Raw genomic sequence first — 16,844 nt, 5'->3', positions numbered from 1 at the left:
ATCTCCGTGAAAACGGAGATTTTTTTATGCCCATTGAATACCTGCAGCAGATTTTTCTACGACACCTTCATATTCTGAAAGCAAATGCTGAAAAATGGCGTCCCATGATTGAGTAAGAGCGTATTGTCTCGCTGCGTGGGCAAAGTGAAGCCGCTGATGCAAATCATCGAGTAAATCTGTAATAGCCGAACTGAATTCTTCTAAGGAGTGAGATTTGCAAAGGTAGCCGTTTCGCCCGTGCTGAACCATCTGTTTAACTCCTCCTGCATTTGCTGCCACTACAGGAGTTCCGGAAGCAAGAGACTCCAGTACAACATTTCCGAAGGTTTCTGTTTCTGAAGGAAAAACAAACAAATCAGATGATGAATAAATATGAGCAAGTTGCTTACCTTCAAGGAAGCCTGTAAATGTCATATGCTCAGATGCTTGTTGCTGCATTTGTTCTTTTAAAGGGCCGTCTCCCACAATAACCCAGTGAATTTGATGGCGGATATGATCAGGTAGAGATCGTGCGATTTTTATTAAAAAATCAGCGTTCTTTTCTTTAGCTAATCTTCCTACATACGTTAAAATGTAGGGTTTTTTAATATTATATTTAATACGAATATCAAAGCGGTCATAGTGGGGATGAAATAATTTATGATTTACTCCTCGCGCCCAAATAGCTACGTTGTGAAACCCTTGTTCTTCTAGCTGCTGTTTGGTCACTTCAGAGGGAGCGAATATTTTTTGTACAGGTTTATAAAACCATTTCATATATTTTTGCAGTGGTACACGCATTTTTTCAAGTTCATAGTGAGATAAATAATCATCAAAATTGGTATGATAAGAGCCGACAAGAGGAACACCTAATCTTTTCCCGTAATGGGAGCCGCAAAGCCCCATTGTAAAAGGAGTGGCCAAATGAATAATAGAAGGATTGAATGCCTGCAGCTGCTTTTTAATTTTTAGAACGTTTGGCAATGAAAAGCGGCTGTTTGGATAAAGGAAAAACGGCATGCTGGGCGAACGGTGAACATACGTTGAAAATGACTGATCATGAGCAAATTCAGGAGCAAATACCTGGATGGGAATTTGCTTTGATTTGACGTACTGAGTAAATTGATAAAGTGTTTTAGCGGCTCCGTTAACTTCTGGAGCAAATGTATCCGTAAATAAAGCAATTCTCATTAGTACTCCTCCTATCAATTAAGTTAAAAATATGTTCAGTGAAACAGCACCTGAAAAGATGCCCAGTATCAGACCTACCATGACATCCGTCGGATAGTGCAGACCAAGATAAATTCTTGAAATTCCTACCATTACTGCAAGAGGCAAAAGAACAGCAGCGAAGGCTGGATAAACAATCATAAGAGGGGTAACCAACGAAAAAATAGCTGTTGTATGCCCAGATGGAAATGAATGATCTTTTAATGGATTTTCCAACACTTTTGTATATTTTAATTGAATATAAGGTCGTTTTCTCGGATATAGTTTTTTAGCAATGGCGACTGGAATATGACTAACGGCTAGAGAAAACGCACAAGCGTAAGCGACGGATGAAGGATGCAGAAATAGCAGCAAGCACGCTATCACAATGGTAAAAGTGGCTCCTCCGGCGTGAGTTAGTAAACGCAAAAATCTATTTAAGTGCTTTCGATCAAAATGTTGGTTTACGCTTTTGAATAATCGGCATTCGGCATCGTATACATACTGAATTAACTTGGCTTTCATAGAGTCGCTCCCTTTTCAATAAATACGTCTTTATTATTCAGTTTAATCTTTAATTGTGGAGGCAGTACTAAAACGATGTAAATTAATATGGAAATTTCTTTACAATTGTGGAGAGAATAGAACATGATTGGAGAGTTTGTGGAGATACTAAAAAAATTCCCTCAGTATGACTTTCTGAGGGAACGTTTCCTTTATAATGAAGAATCAGATTTCTTAATAGACTTATAATACTGCCCTTTTTCTACATATTCTGTACGAATGCGCTGCATATCTTTTAAATCCTCTTCTGTCAGAGTGCGAATCACTTTAGCAGGTCGGCCGATTGCGAGAGTATTAGGTGGTATTTTTTTACCAGGAGGCACTAAGCTTCCAGCACCGACAAAAGCACCTTCACCAATTTCCGCACCGTCTAAAATAATAGAACCCATGCCAATGAGCGCGCGTTTGCGGATGATGGAGCTATGTAAAATAACTTGATGTCCTACTGTCACATCATCCTCAATAAGCAATGGAGCATTTGGGCTTTGATGGAGTGTTGATTGATCTTGTATATTTACTCGTTTACCAATAATCGTAGGTGAAACATCTCCTCTAATAACAGTGTTAAACCAAATGCTGCTTTCTTCACCAATGGTGACATCTCCAGTAATCGTGACATAGTCTGCGATGAAGCAGCTGGGTGCAATGGTAGGCATTTTTTCTTTATACGGATAAATCATCAAATCATCTCCCTTTATTAGTTGAAAAAAAGTAGTAAATCTTCTAATGTAAGTGTACAAAGGTTTTTTAAGCAGGTAAACAAAAAAAGGAAGAAGGAGTAACTCAAATGCATAAATGGGAAGCAGTAAATCCAAAAGGCGTTATTGTCATGGTCCATGGAGCAGCGGAGCATCACGGACGCTATCGCTGGCTGATTGAGATGTGGCGTTCGGTTGGAATGCACGTAATTATGGGAGACCTTCCTGGCCAAGGCTTAACAACAAGAAGAAGAGGACATATCCTATCCTTTGATGAATATGTATATGAAGTGGAAGAATGGGTACGTGAAGCGCAAAAATATGATTTGCCTATTTTCCTGTTAGGTCACAGTATGGGAGGACTGGCGGTTATTCGTACGCTCCAGACAAAAAACCTCCCTATATGGGGTGCGATTCTTTCCTCTCCTTGTCTAGGATTAAAAGAGCAAGTACCGGCTTATTTAGATATGCTATCTAAAGGGTTAAATAAAGTCATGCCGAACAAACTTTTCGATTTAGGTCTCACTGTTGAAAAAGCAACAAGAAACCAAGAAGTTCGAGATGAAGATGAAAACGACTCACTGTATGTTACAAAAGTTTCTGTAAGATGGTACCGGGAATTGATCCAAGCTGTCAACTTAGCTTTTAAAGATATCGATCGTTTGCCTGATGTCCCGCTTCTTGTGATGCAGGCAGGAGAAGATAAAATTATTGAAAAGCTGATTGTTAGGCAGTGGTTTGATGAAATAGAGCTAAGTGAAAAAATCTACAAAGAATGGTCTCAGCTGTATCACGAAATCTTTAATGAGCCTGAAAGAGAATACGTTTTTACATATGCGAAAAGTTTTGTCGATCTTCACATTTAATAAGTGCGGTAAGAAATTGAGGTGAAAATAAATGAAGATTCCGTCTCATCCTATTTCATTAATGAGAAAAATTTATCGAGAAGTGTTTCCTGTCGTTCATCATGAGCTTAATCATTGGCGCGAACGAGCAAAAGAGATTCCTAATAAAGAATTGCGTACTCAAGCATTGGCAAGTATCGATACAAAAACTTTTCATTGTGAAGGAGGCGGTATCCTATCGATTTTAGCGAAAGAAAACATGATTGAATGCGTGAAATTTATTGTTGCCTACCAAACAATCAGCGATTACTTAGATAACTTATGTGACCGCAGCAATTCGCTCGACCCTAAAGATTTTGCCGCCTTACATGAATCGATGCCAGATGCGTTGACTCCTCATGCACCTCTTGGGGATTACTATCGTTTTCGAACGGATAAAGACGACGGAGGATACTTAGCCGGACTTGTCCAGACTTGTCAGCAGTCCTTGCGAAAAGCTTGTAATTACCATATAGTCTCTTCACATTTATTAGAACTAGCTAATTATTATTGTGATTTGCAAATACATAAGCATGTTGAAATCAAGGAAAGAGTTCCACGATTAGAGAATTGGTTCGATGCTCACCGGCACAGTGTTCCTGAAATGGAGTGGTATGAATTTTCAGCGTGCTCTGGTTCAACGTTAGGAATTTTTTGTTTAGTTGCTTATAGCTTTCAAGAAGAGATGACCGAAGAAATGACGCAGAAAATAAAAGCAGGATATTTTCCTTATATTCAAGGCTTACATATTTTACTCGATTATTTAATTGACCAAGAAGAAGATAAAGCAGGAGGAGATTTGAACTTTTGTTTTTATTATCCTCATTATCAGCAAATGATGGATCGCTTTTTGCATTTTGTCGTAAAAGCGGACGAATACGCTAAAAAACTGCCGGATTATCACTTTCACTGCTTTATTTATAAAGGACTCTTGGGCGTTTATTTGTCTGATCAAAAAGTGCGGGCACAAAAACATGTTCATGTGAATGCACGTAGGTTAATAAAAGCGGGGGGAGCCCTTAGCTACTTTTTCTATATCAACGGACGTTTGTACCGAATGTTAAAAAGATAAGCCATACGCGGCTTATCTTTTTTCAATAGCAATGATGAAGGGAGGATTGTTTTGCTGATTCATGAAACGATATTGTAAAACGTGAACGTCTTTTTGATCAAGATTTTGGACATACGTTAGTAAATCGTCTCTTTCTTGTTTCCCTTGTTTGTGTCCATGATAAATAACGAGCACAATCACTCCTTCAGGTGCTAGTAAATCAAGTAACTGCTCAATTGCAGAGATTGTTGTTTCAGAAGTGGTGACAATGTCTTTATCTCCGCCTGGTAAATAACCTAAATTAAAGACGGCGCCCGTGACTCGTCCTGTAATAGAACGAGGAAGCATGTTTATATTGCTGTGGCTTTCTTGGATAAGCGTTACTCTGTTTTCTACATGGTGTTCGGTCAATCGTTGCTGAGTTGTTTGAATGGCTTGAGGTTGAATATCAAATCCATATACATGACCTGTATCTCCGACTAAGTTAGCTAAGAGCAGTGTATCATGTCCATTTCCTGCTGTAGCATCAATCGCCACATCTCCTTGGGCCACAGCATTAGTGAGCAATGTGCGGGCAAAAGGCAGGATACGTTCTATTTTCATCTTTCCATCAACTCTTTTTCATAATATTTTCCTTGATAGCTTTGACGACGTTCGAGCTCTTGATCAATGGCATTTAATACGCTCCACTTATTTACGCTCCACATCGGTCCAACCATGAGGTCTATCGGTCCATCGCCTGTAATACGATGAACAATCATCTCAGGAGGGATTACTTCGAGCTGATCGCATACAAGCTTTACATATTCTTCAAATGAAAGAAATTCAACAAGGCCCTTTTCATACTGTTTGACCATAGGGGTTCCTTTTAGTAAATGGAGCAGATGAATCTTAATTCCTTGAACGTCTAATTTTGCTACTTCACGTACCGTTTCCATCATCATATCAGGTGTTTCTAAAGGCAAACCATTAATGATGTGAGAACAAACGTGAATACCGTATTTTCGAAGCTTTGCTACGCCATCTACATAGCATTGATGATCGTGTGCCCGGTTGATAAGCAGTGAAGTTCGTTCATGAACAGTTTGCAGTCCAAGTTCTACCCATAGATAAGTTCGTTCATTTAATTCAGCCAAGTATTCCACCACATCGTCGGGAAGACAGTCAGGGCGCGTGGCGATAGAAAGCCCAACAACTCCGGGAAGCTTTAAGACGGCTTCATATTTTTCACGAAGCTCCTCGACAGGAGCATGAGTATTAGTAAATGCTTGAAAGTAAGCAACGTATTTTCCGTCTTTCCATTTATGATGCATTTTTTCACGGATTTCATTAAATTGTGTCACCAGGTCATCCGCTCTGTTTCCTGCAAAATCCCCCGAACCGGCAGCACTGCAAAACGTACAGCCGCCGTGAGCTACCGTGCCATCTCTGTTTGGACAATCAAATCCTCCATCTAAGGCTACTTTAAATACCTTATGGCCAAAGTGGTTACGTAAATGGTAATTCCAGGTATGATAACGTTTGTTTTCAGATTTATACGGAAATGGGTTTGTCTGATTCAAATCAGCAACCTCCTTTTTACATGCAATATACATCAACAAATTGTATCAAAAACGTGAAAAAGTGCCAAACAAATTTAAGGGTGCTTATATTTAACAGGTTCTTCTTGTCGTAAAGGGAAGTAAAGTTGCGCAAAATAAGACAGAAATGAACGAATAGGAGGAATAGAGAATGACAACTCGTCAAGCAGTGGATCAACTTATGCAACAGTGTGAAAATGCTATTCGCTTTGGACAAGGCCAGTTGCAGGAAGGCATGAAGCAAGAACATTATAACGACACTGAATATACAAAAGCACAGGAAAAATTAGAAAATGCTTATAAAGAAATTGAAGAGTTTTCTCACAGTGCAAATGCACAGCAAAGAGAGCAGCTATATCGCATGCGCCTGCAAGTTCAGCAGCTGCAAAATAAATTGATCACAACTCAGCATTAAGGAGAGGATTTTATGGCAACGCGTTCAAATCAAAATAATCCGGAACAAAAAACAAAAAACGGGATCAACAGCAATGACATTGAGCTAGGAAAAGATTTTGATCCGGTAAAAGAATTAAAAGCAAGAAACAGCAAGCGTGCACAGCCGGTTCGTTCGAAGCAAAAGTAAGCGGTAAAAAGGTGATTTTGCATGATATTGTCATGTGAAATCACCTTTTTAAATAGTCAGCGAATTTCAAATAAATTGTCTATATGTAAAAGCATTGCGAACCCTTTAAGAAAAGACTAGAATGTACGTTGGCATTCGAATAGATAGGGGGAGATCAATGCCCAAATCACTTTGGTTTTTGATTATTGGTATGCTTGTAAACGTAACGGGAGCTTCATTTTTATGGCCTCTCAATACAATTTATATAAATGAACATTTAGGAAAGTCGTTATCCGTCGCAGGAGTGGTTCTTCTGCTGAATTCTGCTGCAAGCGTAGTAGGAAATTTGCTTGGAGGAACGCTTTTTGACAAAATCGGAGGATATAAATCTATTTTATCAGGAATTATTATTACTCTTATTGCATTAGTGGGACTCGTGTTTTTCCATGGTTGGCCTACATACGTTGTTCTCTTGGTTGTTGTAGGGTTTGGATCTGGTATTGTGTTTCCATCTATGTATGCAATGGCAGGGTCCGTTTGGCCACAAGGCGGAAGAAAAGCATTTAATGCGATGTACGTTGCTCAAAATGCAGGAGTAGCTATTGGCGCCGCGGTAGGAGGCATTGTAGCGTCTTATTCATTTACGTATATTTTCTTAGCTAATACAATTTTATACGTTACTTTTCTGCTTATTGCTATTTTTTCATATCGCCATATTTCGGTTACAGTTGGGCAAACGAATGTCCTTAATGAAGCTGGGAGTATTGGGCATAAAACGAAGCTGACTGCTCTTCTTATTTTATGTACGGGGTATGTCTTATGCTGGGTGGCGTATGTTCAGTGGCAAACAACGATTGCTACGCATACGCGTGAGCTGAATATACCTCTTTCTAGCTACAGTTTGCTTTGGACGATTAACGGGATTTTAATTGTAGTCGGTCAGCCTTTGATTGTACCCATCATTCAAAAAGTAGCAAAAACATTAAAAGTACAGGTCCTAATTGGAACGGTTATTTTTGTGGCTTCTTTTATTATCGTGGTGAATGCTACAACATTTCCGCAGTTCTTAACAGCAATGGTTGTGTTAACAATTGGAGAAATGTTCGTTTGGCCAGCCATTCCGGCTGTTGCAAGTCAGTTAGCTCCATCTGGAAAAGAAGGATTTTATCAAGGTGTAGTTAACAGCATGGCTACTGCAGGTAAAATGATTGGTCCTCTTTTTGGAGGCGTTATTTTCGATGCGTTTAATATGTCTATGCTGTGCTATTTATTAATTGCGCTATTGTTATTCAGCATGTGTACAACATGGATATACGATTATAAATTAAAAGAAAAACGTCAGCGTTCATTAACCATCTCTAAATAAATAGAGATGGTTTTATTTTTGACCGCTTAATAAACGTAGGAATGTCTTCAGTATTCCTTTAATAATATAGTAAGGGTTGTGACAAGCAAAGAAAGGAGTATATAACTGTAAATATGTAAGCGTTTTCTAATTATATGACTTCATGGGGGGCTAAACATGCTTAGTATGATTGGATTAATTGGAGGATTATTGCTGCTCATTGTATTAACGATGAGAGGCATGAATTTATTTATAGCAGGTCCGCTCAGTGCTTTAGTTGTTGCGTTAACAAGCGGAATGCCTTTATTTCCACAGCTGGTGAAAGAAGGCGAAGCAAATTTTGTTGGAAATTATATGTCTGGTTTCACAGGATTTATTGCTTCTTGGTATTTAATGTTTCTATTGGGCGCCGTCTTTGGAAAAGTGATGGAAGACAGCGGGGCTGCTGATAGTGTTTCTCGCTGGATTGTCAGTAAACTAGGAATGAAAAGAGCAGTGTTGGCGATTGTACTTGCCTGTGCGGTCTTAACATACGGAGGAGTCAGTCTGTTTGTAGTAGCATTCTCTGGCTATCCAATGGCTTTAAGCTTATTCAAACAAGCCGATTTGCCGAGGCGGTTTATCCCTGCTGCTTTAGCATTCGGTTCCGTTACGTTTACGATGACCTCCGCTGGGTCGCCTGAAATCCAAAACTGGATTCCAATTGAATATTTGAAGACTAGTCCGTATGCAGGATGGGAAGTTAGTTTAGTTGTAGCAGTAGTGATGGCTGTATTCGGCTACTGGTGGTTAAAGCGCTTGATTTCAAAAGCAGTTAAAAATGGAGAGCGTTTTATATCACGCAAGAAAGATCCAGTAGTAACGGAAAATCAGTCTCTTCCTAATCCTTTATTAAGTTTGCTTCCGCTTGTGGTTGTGCTCATTATTTCTTTTGCACTTCATAAGCCACTTCAGCAATCTGCGTTGATTGTCGCACTTTTAAGCGGGATCATTGTCACTTATATTGTGAACCGAAAGCATTTTAAAGGATTTTGGAATGCAGCTTCAGAAGGAACGCTGGGTGCGTTAATTGCTATTGGGAATACAGCCGCTGTCGTAGGTTTTGGAGGAGTTGCTAAGGCTGTTCCCGCGTTTGGAGTGGCTGTAGATGCCATGACGCATATTCCAGGAAGTCCGTTGATTGGGGGAGCTATTGCCGTGAGTGTTATCGCGGGGATGACAGGTTCGGCTTCAGGAGGTCAGGCGATTGCTTTGCCAATTTTAGCACCTCACTATCTAGATGCTGGTGTAAATCCAGAAGCTCTCCATCGCGTAGTAGCTATTTCCTCTGGAGTATTAGATTCCTTGCCTCATAATGGTTATGTCGTAACAACAATTAATTCTATTTGCGGAGAAACTCATAAAGATGCGTATGGATCAGTTGCAGCAATGACGGTGATTGTGCCGCTTGTTGGTCTTGTACTTGCGATCATCCTGTTTTCTTTTGGATTGGGCATTTAATAATAGCAGCTAAAGGAAGCAGGGACTGGGATAAAAGTATTTTAGTTGAAGGAAGATCCGAACGATGAATCGTTCGGATTTTTTCATGTTTATGGTGCACGTATGTTTCATTTGTTTAGGTGCTTCTAGCTGTGGAGTGGAGGGCAAGACAAAGACTCCTGCAATAGGTGAGACCCCGCATGAGTGTAAGCAACGAGGAGGCTCATCGACTGCCCGCGGAAAGAGAGGTCTTGCACGGAAATCAACAGTGGTGTAACCAAGAGATTCATACTAGCGCATTTATCCCATTTGTTCGTCTTTAAATTGGATTGATTTAATTATGTCTCAATCCCTTTTTTGTTTGGCCGTGGATGTATGTTTTTGGGAGAAGTTGTTCATATATAAGAATGAAAGAGAGGATTTAGCAACAAAGCAGTGCTGCAGTGCAGAAACTTTTACAAAATCCGTTGAACAACTTGCAGTTTACGAACATATTATTTACAATACAAGGTAGTATGATGTAAAAACTATGATAAGGAATAGTAGTGAACGAAGCGAGCTAAGAGAGCTGACGGTTGGTGCGAGTCAGCAAACGAGCGTTCATGAACTCACCTTGGAGTTGTAAATGTGAAGTAAAGTAACATTTGCCGTCTATCCGCGTTAAGGAAAATGAGTGAGTACATAATTGTGCTAATTTGGGTGGTACCGCGGGAAGTTTATTCAACCTCTCGTCCCTTTGTTTGAGGGATGAGGGGTTTTTTAGTTTAATTAAATACAGCTGGAGCGTACAAGGAGGATTATGTATGGCTTTTAATCATGAAAAGATCGAACAAAAATGGCAAAAAGTTTGGGAAGAAAATAAAACATTTAGAACAACAGAAGATGAAGGAAAGCGTAAATTTTACGCATTAGATATGTTCCCTTATCCATCTGGCGCTGGTTTACACGTTGGGCATCCAGAAGGTTATACAGCAACGGATATTTTATCTCGTATGAAGCGTATGCAAGGATACAATGTACTTCATCCGATGGGATGGGATGCATTCGGACTACCTGCTGAACAGTATGCATTAGATACAGGAAACGACCCGGCTGAATTCACTGAACTTAACATTAATAATTTCCGTCGTCAAATCAAATCGTTAGGTTTCTCTTACGATTGGGAGCGAGAAATTAATACAACTGATCCAAACTACTACAAATGGACGCAGTGGATTTTCTTACAGCTATATAAAAAGGGCTTAGCTTATGTGGATGAAGTAGCTGTTAACTGGTGTCCTGCTCTAGGAACAGTACTTGCGAACGAAGAAGTGATTGACGGCAAAAGTGAGCGTGGGGGACATCCGGTTGAGCGTCGTCCAATGAAGCAGTGGATGCTTAAAATCACAGCTTATGCAGATCGTTTACTAGAAGATTTAGATGAGCTTGATTGGCCAGAAAGTATTAAAGAAATGCAACGCAACTGGATTGGCCGCTCTGAAGGAGCTCACGTACACTTCACAATCGATGGATACGACGACACATTTACTGTGTTCACAACGCGTCCTGACACGCTATTTGGGGCAACGTATGCCGTTTTAGCACCTGAACATCCGTTTGTAGAAAAAATTACAACAGCCGAACAAAAAGAAGCAGTAGAAGCGTATTTAGATCAAATTAAAAGCAAAAGCGATTTAGAACGTACAGACTTAGCCAAAGACAAAACTGGCGTATTCACTGGTGCTTATGCAATTAACCCTGTCAACGGCGAGAGAATGCCAATTTGGATTGCTGACTATGTTCTAATGAGCTATGGCACAGGTGCAATTATGGCTGTTCCGGCTCATGATGAGCGTGATTATGAATTTGCTGTTAAATTTGAACTGCCGATTAAAGAAGTAGTAGCGGGCGGAGACGTTTCAAAAGAAGCTTATACAGGCGACGGCGAGCACGTTAATTCAGACTTCTTAAATGGTTTAGATAAAGAAGAAGCAATTTTAAATATGATTCAGTGGCTTCAAGCAAATGAAAAAGGTGAAAAACAAGTAACATACCGTCTGCGTGACTGGTTATTCAGCCGTCAGCGCTACTGGGGTGAACCAATTCCTGTTATTCACTGGGAAGATGGCACAACAACGGCAGTTCCTGAAGATCAGCTTCCGCTTGTGTTACCAAAAACAACTGAAATCAAACCGTCAGGCACAGGTGAATCTCCGTTAGCAAACATTGATGACTGGGTGAACGTTGTAGATCCGGAAACAGGCAAAAAAGGGCGCCGCGAAACAAATACAATGCCTCAATGGGCAGGCAGCTGCTGGTATTACTTACGCTACATTGATCCAACAAACAGTGAAGCGTTAGCAGATGCAGATAAATTAAAAGAATGGTTGCCGGTTGATATTTATATCGGTGGAGCTGAACACGCTGTTCTTCACTTATTATATGCTCGTTTCTGGCATAAGTTTTTATATGATATCGGCGTAGTTCCAACAAAAGAGCCGTTCCAAAAACTGTTTAACCAAGGTATGATTCTTGGAGAAAACAACGAAAAAATGAGTAAGTCAAAAGGTAACGTTGTAAACCCAGACGAAATCGTTGAAAGCCACGGTGCAGATACCCTTCGCCTTTACGAAATGTTTATGGGACCTTTAGATGCATCAATCGCTTGGTCAACAAAAGGGCTTGATGGTGCACGACGTTTCTTAGATCGTGTATGGCGTTTACTTATTGAAGATAATGGTGAATTAAGCAGCAAGGTTCAAGAAAGCAATGACACTACGCTTGAACGCGTGTATCACCAAACGGTGAAAAAAGTAACGGAAGATTACGAAGGACTCCGTTTTAATACAGGTATCTCTCAGCTTATGGTATTCATCAATGATGCATACAAAGTTGACGTGCTGCCAAAGCAATACGTAGAAGGATTTGTGAAGCTATTAGCACCAATTTGTCCTCATACGACTGAGGAATTATGGAGCAAACTAGGTCACGAAGATACAATTTCGTATGAGGCTTGGCCTGCGTTTGACGAAGCGAAACTTGTAGATGATGAAGTGGAAATTGTCGTTCAAATTAACGGTAAAGTACGTGCGAAAGTAAACGTACCTGCTGAGGCATCTCGTGAAGAGCTTCAAGATATTGCAATGGCTAATGAAGACGTTCAAGAGTTCATTGAAGGTAAGACAGTGCGCAAAGTAATTGCTGTGCCTGGTAAATTAGTAAACATCGTAGCTAATTAAGTATTGATGTAGAACAGAACCCCTGACTAAAGAGCAGTCAGGGGTTCTGTTCTAGACCTAAGCGCCTGATGTCCCCCTTTCGTGGTTGACATCAGGCGCTTAGTCAAACCTTTAACTACGATTGGAAAAGCTTAGGCAGGCTTGCTGCTTAAGCTTTTCTTATTTAGTGGCATAAAGGTATTTGAATTTGCTACAATAGCGATAGCAAGCTGAATGAAAGAATAGAGAGGAATGACGAAAATGGAAGAAGTAAAAGTAATTACGCCTGAAGAACTTCAAAAACGCGTTGAAAATGGAGAAGAACTTCATTTAGTTGATGTGCGCGAAGATGAAGAAGTAGCAGAAGGAATGATTCCAACTGCTAAACACATTCGTATGAATGATATTCCAGCTAATGTGGATTATTTCGATAAAGACAAAGAATATATTTTCATTTGCCGTTCGGGCCGCCGCAGTGAAAACGTATGTTACTACCTTCAAGAACAAGGATATAAAGTAACAAATATGGTTGGCGGTATGTTAGAGTGGGAAGGAAAAACGGTTAATAAATAAAAAAGAGGCTGGGACAAAAGTATCTTAGCTGAAGTGAAAAATGAACCATTGATCAACAGGTTTGATTAGTGGTTCGTTTTTTTTGTTATGGTGAACATAGGTTTTATTTGTTTCGTTTCTTCTAGCAGTCGATTTCCGCGTTACAAGCGGTTCAGCTCATGTATCCCATTTGTTCGTCTTTAGATTGAATTAATTTCGTTATGTCTCAACCTCTTTTTTGAATGAAACTTCTGCCATCCGACTAAAATGATAGCAGGAAAACAAATGATGACTAAATCTATAAAAGCCCTCATAAAAATAGAGGTAGTAAGAGATTGAAAATCCGTACAAAAACCATCATCAAGAGAAACAGTCCATTCTGATTGAAACAAATTTGATAGGACAAGGTGGTAGAAGCTGTGATACAAGTAAAAATGTTTGATAAAGAGCATGAAAAAGATTTAGAATTTGCGGTGAATCGATTTTTACGGAAATTAGAGGATGAAGACGTCGTTGATATTAAATACCAAGTGACAGTGGATGTTGATCGTGATGAGCAGGTGTACTGTTTTTCAGCCATGGTTATGTATAAAGCCTAGCATATTATGCTAGGCTTGTTGCAAATTCTCCTGCATTACTGCCAGCCAAACGGCCAGTTACAAGAGCAGAAGTGATATTATATCCTCCAGTATATCCATGGATATCAAGAATTTCCCCGCAGAAGTAAAGGCCTTGCATAAATTTCGAAGACATTTCTTTTGGGTGAATTTCTTTAACGGATACGCCGCCTCCTGTTACGAATGCTTTTTCTAAAGAAAGCGTGCCGTTTACAGCAAATTCAAATCGTTTGCACAGTCTTGCAAATTCTCTCAGTTTCTCATGCTGAAGCTGTCCTGCTAGCGCTTGGCTATCAATGCCTGCTTGCTCGAGTAAAAACAATAGATAGCGTTCAGATACAAAACCTTTTAAGACATTTTTAATTGCTTTTTTCGGCTCTTCTTTTGTTGTTTTGACTAACTTTTGGAAAATATCTTCTTCGTTTTGGCTAGGAAATAAATCAAGAGACATTTGAACAGTGTCGCTTTTTTGTTTCTTTAACTCTTTAACAACATATTGGCTGCAGCGAAGAGCGGCAGGGCCAGAGATGCCAAAGTGAGTGAAAATCATATCCATTTGATGAGTAATGACAGGCTTGCCTTTTTTATTAAGCACGCTTAGTCCTACATTGCGAAGCGATAGACCTTGAAGCGTTTTGGTTTTAATAAAGTGTTCGCTAGATGTAATAGGAACTTCTGTTGGGTAAAGTTCAGTAATTTTATGCCCCGCATCTTTTGCCCATTGATAACCGTCTCCTGTCGAACCTGTATGAGGTACTGATTTTCCACCTACTGCAATCACAACGCTTTTCGTTTGGATTGCTTCCCCGTTTTGAAGCACGACTTCTTTCACGGTGTTGTTCTCATAGTTTACGCGTTTAACGGCTGTGTTTGTGCGAATTGTCACACAAAGACGGTGAAGTTCGCTAATTAATGCGTCAACAACAGATTGCGCTTTATTGCTGACCGGAAACATACGACCGTGATCTTCTTCTTTTAATTTAATTCCAAGGCCTTCAAAATAAGAGATGATATCTTCGTTATTAAAAACAGAAAACGCACTGTATAAAAAGCGTCCGTTTCCTGGAATGTGTTTAATAAGTTCATCAATGGGAAGACGGTTTGTCACATTACAGCGTCCGCCTCCAGAAATGGCAAGCTTTCGTCCAAGTTTATTGCCTTTATCAATTAATAATACGTTTGCACCTGACTCACCAGCTGCAATCGATGCCATCAAACCAGAAGGTCCTCCCCCGATTACGACTACATCATATATCATACTTTCACCAACCTGTCTATTCTTAAAAAAATTTAGTTTGTTCACTGACAAATCTCTCAACATTGGATAAAATGGGCTATAGTCTTTGTTTTTTAGTTTGTTGACGAGTGCGAGTGAATATAAGACCCTTCTTAGTGTATACTGTCACTTGCTTCTTTTCAATTCTATCATTATTATCAGTATGTAACATTAAGTATCGGAGGCAAACGTATGTCTGATTCAAAATTGTTAAGAGGGACCTTTGTGCTAACGCTTGGCACCTATGTATCCCGAATCTTAGGAATGATTTATTTATTTCCATTTGCGATCCTTGTTGGAACCGTAGGGGGAGCACTGTTTGGTTATGGATATAACCAATATGCTATTTATTTAAGTATTGCTACAGCCGGTATGCCAATGGCCGTATCGAAATTTGTATCAAAATATAATGCACTCGGTGATTATTATACGAGTAGAAGAATGTACCGGGCCGGCATGAAATTAATGCTTGTCACAGGAATACTTGCATTTTTACTTTTATATTCGTTAGCTCCTGTTATGTCTAGAATTACACTGGGAGGTTCTGATTTAAATAACTCCTTAGAAGATGTAGTAATGGTTATGCGAATGGTTAGCGTTGCGTTAATTGTAGTACCGATGATGAGTTTAATGCGAGGATTTTTCCAAGGTCACCAGTCTATGGGGCCAACAGCTGTTTCACAAGTAGTTGAACAGCTTGTGCGAGTTGTCTTTTTATTGGCATCTACTTATATTGTCATTAAAGTTGTACATGGGAGTCTTGCACTAGCCGTTGGATTTGCTACGATGGGGGCTTTTGTAGGAGCTCTTGCTGGACTGGCCGTGTTAATTTGGTACTGGAAAAAACGAAAGCCTTATCTCGATAAAATGGTAAACGAGCAGACGATAACGCCTACGCGTATTTCTACCGTATCCATTTTTAAAGAGCTGCTTACGTATTCATTGCCATATGTCTTTGTCAGCTTGGCTATTCCGCTTTATCAGTATGTAGACCAATTCACATTTAACCGTGCGATGGTAGCGGCTGGACAAAAAGAAATAGCAGAGTCAATGAACGGAATTGTTCAGTCTTATGTTCCAAAGCTTGTGATGATTCCCGTTTCATTAGCTACTGCGTTCGGTTTGACTCTTGTACCAACGATTACACGTTCCTTTGTGAATAAAGATTATAACGTACTGCAAAAGCAAATTGATCAAACATATCAAACGATTATGTTTCTTGTGCTTCCAGCATCTGTAGGATTAATGGCTTTAGCTGGCCCAGCCTATACGTTTTTCTTTGGAACAGATGCATCGGATGCGGGTGGAAATGTCTTGCTTTACTATGCACCGGTAGCTTTATTGTTCTCATTTTTTACAGTTAATGGAGCTATTTTACAAGGAATCAACAAACAAAAATATGCTGTTTTAAGTCTATTATTTGGATTGATTGTGAAAATTGTCGTGAACGTTCCATTTATTCTTATGTTCCACGAGATTGGTTCAGTTTTAGCGACAGCACTAGGCTATATCGTATCTCTTGTTTATATGTTTGCGCTTATTCAAAAACACGCAAAATATAACTACAGTGAGTTTATAAAACGCTCTGTGCTTATTCTCATTTTTGTTGCGATTATGGGAATCAGCGTAAAAACTGTCGCAGCAGTGATTGGACTGTTTACAACGCCAGGACGATTCTCTGCCACTGTTATTACGATTATAGGAGCAGCAGTAGGCGGCCTTATTTACTTTATTATTACCTATCGTTCAAGCCTGCTTGAAAAAGTAATGGGAGCGAGGGTAACAGGTGCAATTGAACGAAAGATACTGCGCCGAAATAAACAGCGCAGTGCCTAAGAAGATGACTCGTTG

At 39.7% G+C, this 16,844-nt stretch carries 17 protein-coding genes and 1 other annotated feature; of the genes, 11 read left to right on the top strand and 6 right to left on the bottom strand.

The genetic code is table 11. The annotated features are described in order from the left end of the window. Positions 1-24: 24 nt before the first annotated feature. The 3 genes from Q5794_RS24915 to Q5794_RS24905 all read right to left on the bottom strand — a co-directional run bounded on the left by Q5794_RS24915 (position 25) and on the right by Q5794_RS24905 (position 2,432). Positions 25-1,170 (bottom strand): glycosyltransferase family 4 protein, encoded by a 1,146-nt coding sequence (locus tag Q5794_RS24915; protein WP_374988520.1) that lies wholly within the window; start codon positions 1,168-1,170, stop codon positions 25-27. Between the two features lie 18 nt (positions 1,171-1,188). Continuing rightward, entirely contained in the window at positions 1,189-1,713 is a 525-nt protein-coding gene (locus tag Q5794_RS24910) for a phosphatase PAP2 family protein (protein ID WP_214987579.1), read from the bottom strand. Between the two features lie 191 nt (positions 1,714-1,904). Next, positions 1,905-2,432: a gamma carbonic anhydrase family protein gene (locus tag Q5794_RS24905; protein ID WP_214987578.1), complete on the bottom strand. Its 528-nt coding sequence runs from the start codon at positions 2,430-2,432 to the stop codon at positions 1,905-1,907. A gap of 107 nt (positions 2,433-2,539) precedes the next feature. Here Q5794_RS24905 and Q5794_RS24900 point away from each other — a divergent pair, with 107 nt between their 5' ends. Then, positions 2,540-3,316 carry an alpha/beta fold hydrolase gene (locus tag Q5794_RS24900; protein ID WP_013059532.1) on the top strand — a complete coding sequence of 259 codons (777 nt, stop codon included), beginning with the start codon at positions 2,540-2,542 and terminating at the stop codon, positions 3,314-3,316. Between the two features lie 31 nt (positions 3,317-3,347). Continuing rightward, positions 3,348-4,406, top strand: coding sequence for a tetraprenyl-beta-curcumene synthase family protein (locus Q5794_RS24895; protein WP_057233135.1), 1,059 nt, complete (start codon positions 3,348-3,350; stop codon positions 4,404-4,406). A gap of 12 nt (positions 4,407-4,418) precedes the next feature. Here the strand turns inward: Q5794_RS24895 and Q5794_RS24890 are convergent, their stop codons facing one another. Then, a complete protein-coding gene (locus Q5794_RS24890) occupies positions 4,419-4,988 on the bottom strand; it encodes a class I SAM-dependent methyltransferase (protein WP_374988519.1) in 570 nt (189 codons plus the stop codon). Then, positions 4,985-5,947 carry a TIGR01212 family radical SAM protein gene (locus Q5794_RS24885; RefSeq protein WP_374988518.1) on the bottom strand — a complete coding sequence of 321 codons (963 nt, stop codon included), beginning with the start codon at positions 5,945-5,947 and terminating at the stop codon, positions 4,985-4,987. Before Q5794_RS24885 ends, Q5794_RS24890 begins: the two co-directional genes overlap by 4 nt. Positions 5,948-6,116: 169 nt before the next feature. On the opposite strand from Q5794_RS24885, the gene Q5794_RS24880 reads away from it, so the two are divergent. From Q5794_RS24880 to Q5794_RS24845, 8 genes are all read left to right on the top strand, one after another. After that, positions 6,117-6,380, top strand: coding sequence for a YtzC family protein (locus Q5794_RS24880; protein ID WP_374988517.1), 264 nt, complete (start codon positions 6,117-6,119; stop codon positions 6,378-6,380). Positions 6,381-6,392: 12 nt separating this feature from the next. Beyond that, positions 6,393-6,548: a hypothetical protein gene (locus tag Q5794_RS24875; RefSeq protein WP_013059527.1), complete on the top strand. Its 156-nt coding sequence runs from the start codon at positions 6,393-6,395 to the stop codon at positions 6,546-6,548. A gap of 157 nt (positions 6,549-6,705) precedes the next feature. After that, positions 6,706-7,893: an MDR family MFS transporter gene (locus Q5794_RS24870; protein ID WP_374988516.1), complete on the top strand. Its 1,188-nt coding sequence runs from the start codon at positions 6,706-6,708 to the stop codon at positions 7,891-7,893. A 156-nt stretch (positions 7,894-8,049) separates the two neighbouring features. After that, on the top strand, positions 8,050-9,372 hold the full coding sequence (locus Q5794_RS24865) for a GntP family permease (protein WP_214987574.1): 1,323 nt from the start codon (positions 8,050-8,052) through the stop codon (positions 9,370-9,372). Between the two features lie 64 nt (positions 9,373-9,436). Beyond that, on the top strand, positions 9,437-9,628 hold the full coding sequence (locus Q5794_RS24860; RefSeq protein WP_214987598.1) for a hypothetical protein: 192 nt from the start codon (positions 9,437-9,439) through the stop codon (positions 9,626-9,628). A gap of 243 nt (positions 9,629-9,871) precedes the next feature. Continuing rightward, positions 9,872-10,090 (top strand) — a binding site (T-box leader). A 64-nt stretch (positions 10,091-10,154) separates the two neighbouring features. Further along, a complete protein-coding gene (leuS, locus tag Q5794_RS24855; RefSeq protein ID WP_214987573.1) occupies positions 10,155-12,569 on the top strand; it encodes a leucine--tRNA ligase in 2,415 nt (804 codons plus the stop codon). 240 nt (positions 12,570-12,809) lie between these two features. Next, complete coding sequence (locus Q5794_RS24850; RefSeq protein WP_071270224.1) at positions 12,810-13,121, top strand: rhodanese-like domain-containing protein; 312 nt, start codon at positions 12,810-12,812, stop codon at positions 13,119-13,121. A 398-nt stretch (positions 13,122-13,519) separates the two neighbouring features. Continuing rightward, entirely contained in the window at positions 13,520-13,699 is a 180-nt protein-coding gene (locus tag Q5794_RS24845) for a sporulation protein Cse60 (protein ID WP_013059521.1), read from the top strand. Positions 13,700-13,703: 4 nt separating this feature from the next. Here the strand turns inward: Q5794_RS24845 and Q5794_RS24840 are convergent, their stop codons facing one another. Beyond that, entirely contained in the window at positions 13,704-14,975 is a 1,272-nt protein-coding gene (locus Q5794_RS24840; protein ID WP_374988515.1) for an NAD(P)/FAD-dependent oxidoreductase, read from the bottom strand. Positions 14,976-15,185: 210 nt separating this feature from the next. Between Q5794_RS24840 and Q5794_RS24835 the strand changes: the two genes are divergently transcribed. Continuing rightward, entirely contained in the window at positions 15,186-16,829 is a 1,644-nt protein-coding gene (locus tag Q5794_RS24835) for an oligosaccharide flippase family protein (RefSeq protein WP_374988514.1), read from the top strand. Positions 16,830-16,844 lie beyond the last annotated feature (15 nt).

It is taken from the genome of Priestia megaterium (assembly GCF_041941685.1).
In the GTDB taxonomy this organism is placed as follows: Bacteria; Bacillota; Bacilli; order Bacillales; family Bacillaceae_H; genus Priestia; species Priestia megaterium_C.
Note: the sequence above shows the minus strand (reverse complement) of the source record. Positions and strands in the feature narration are given on the sequence as shown.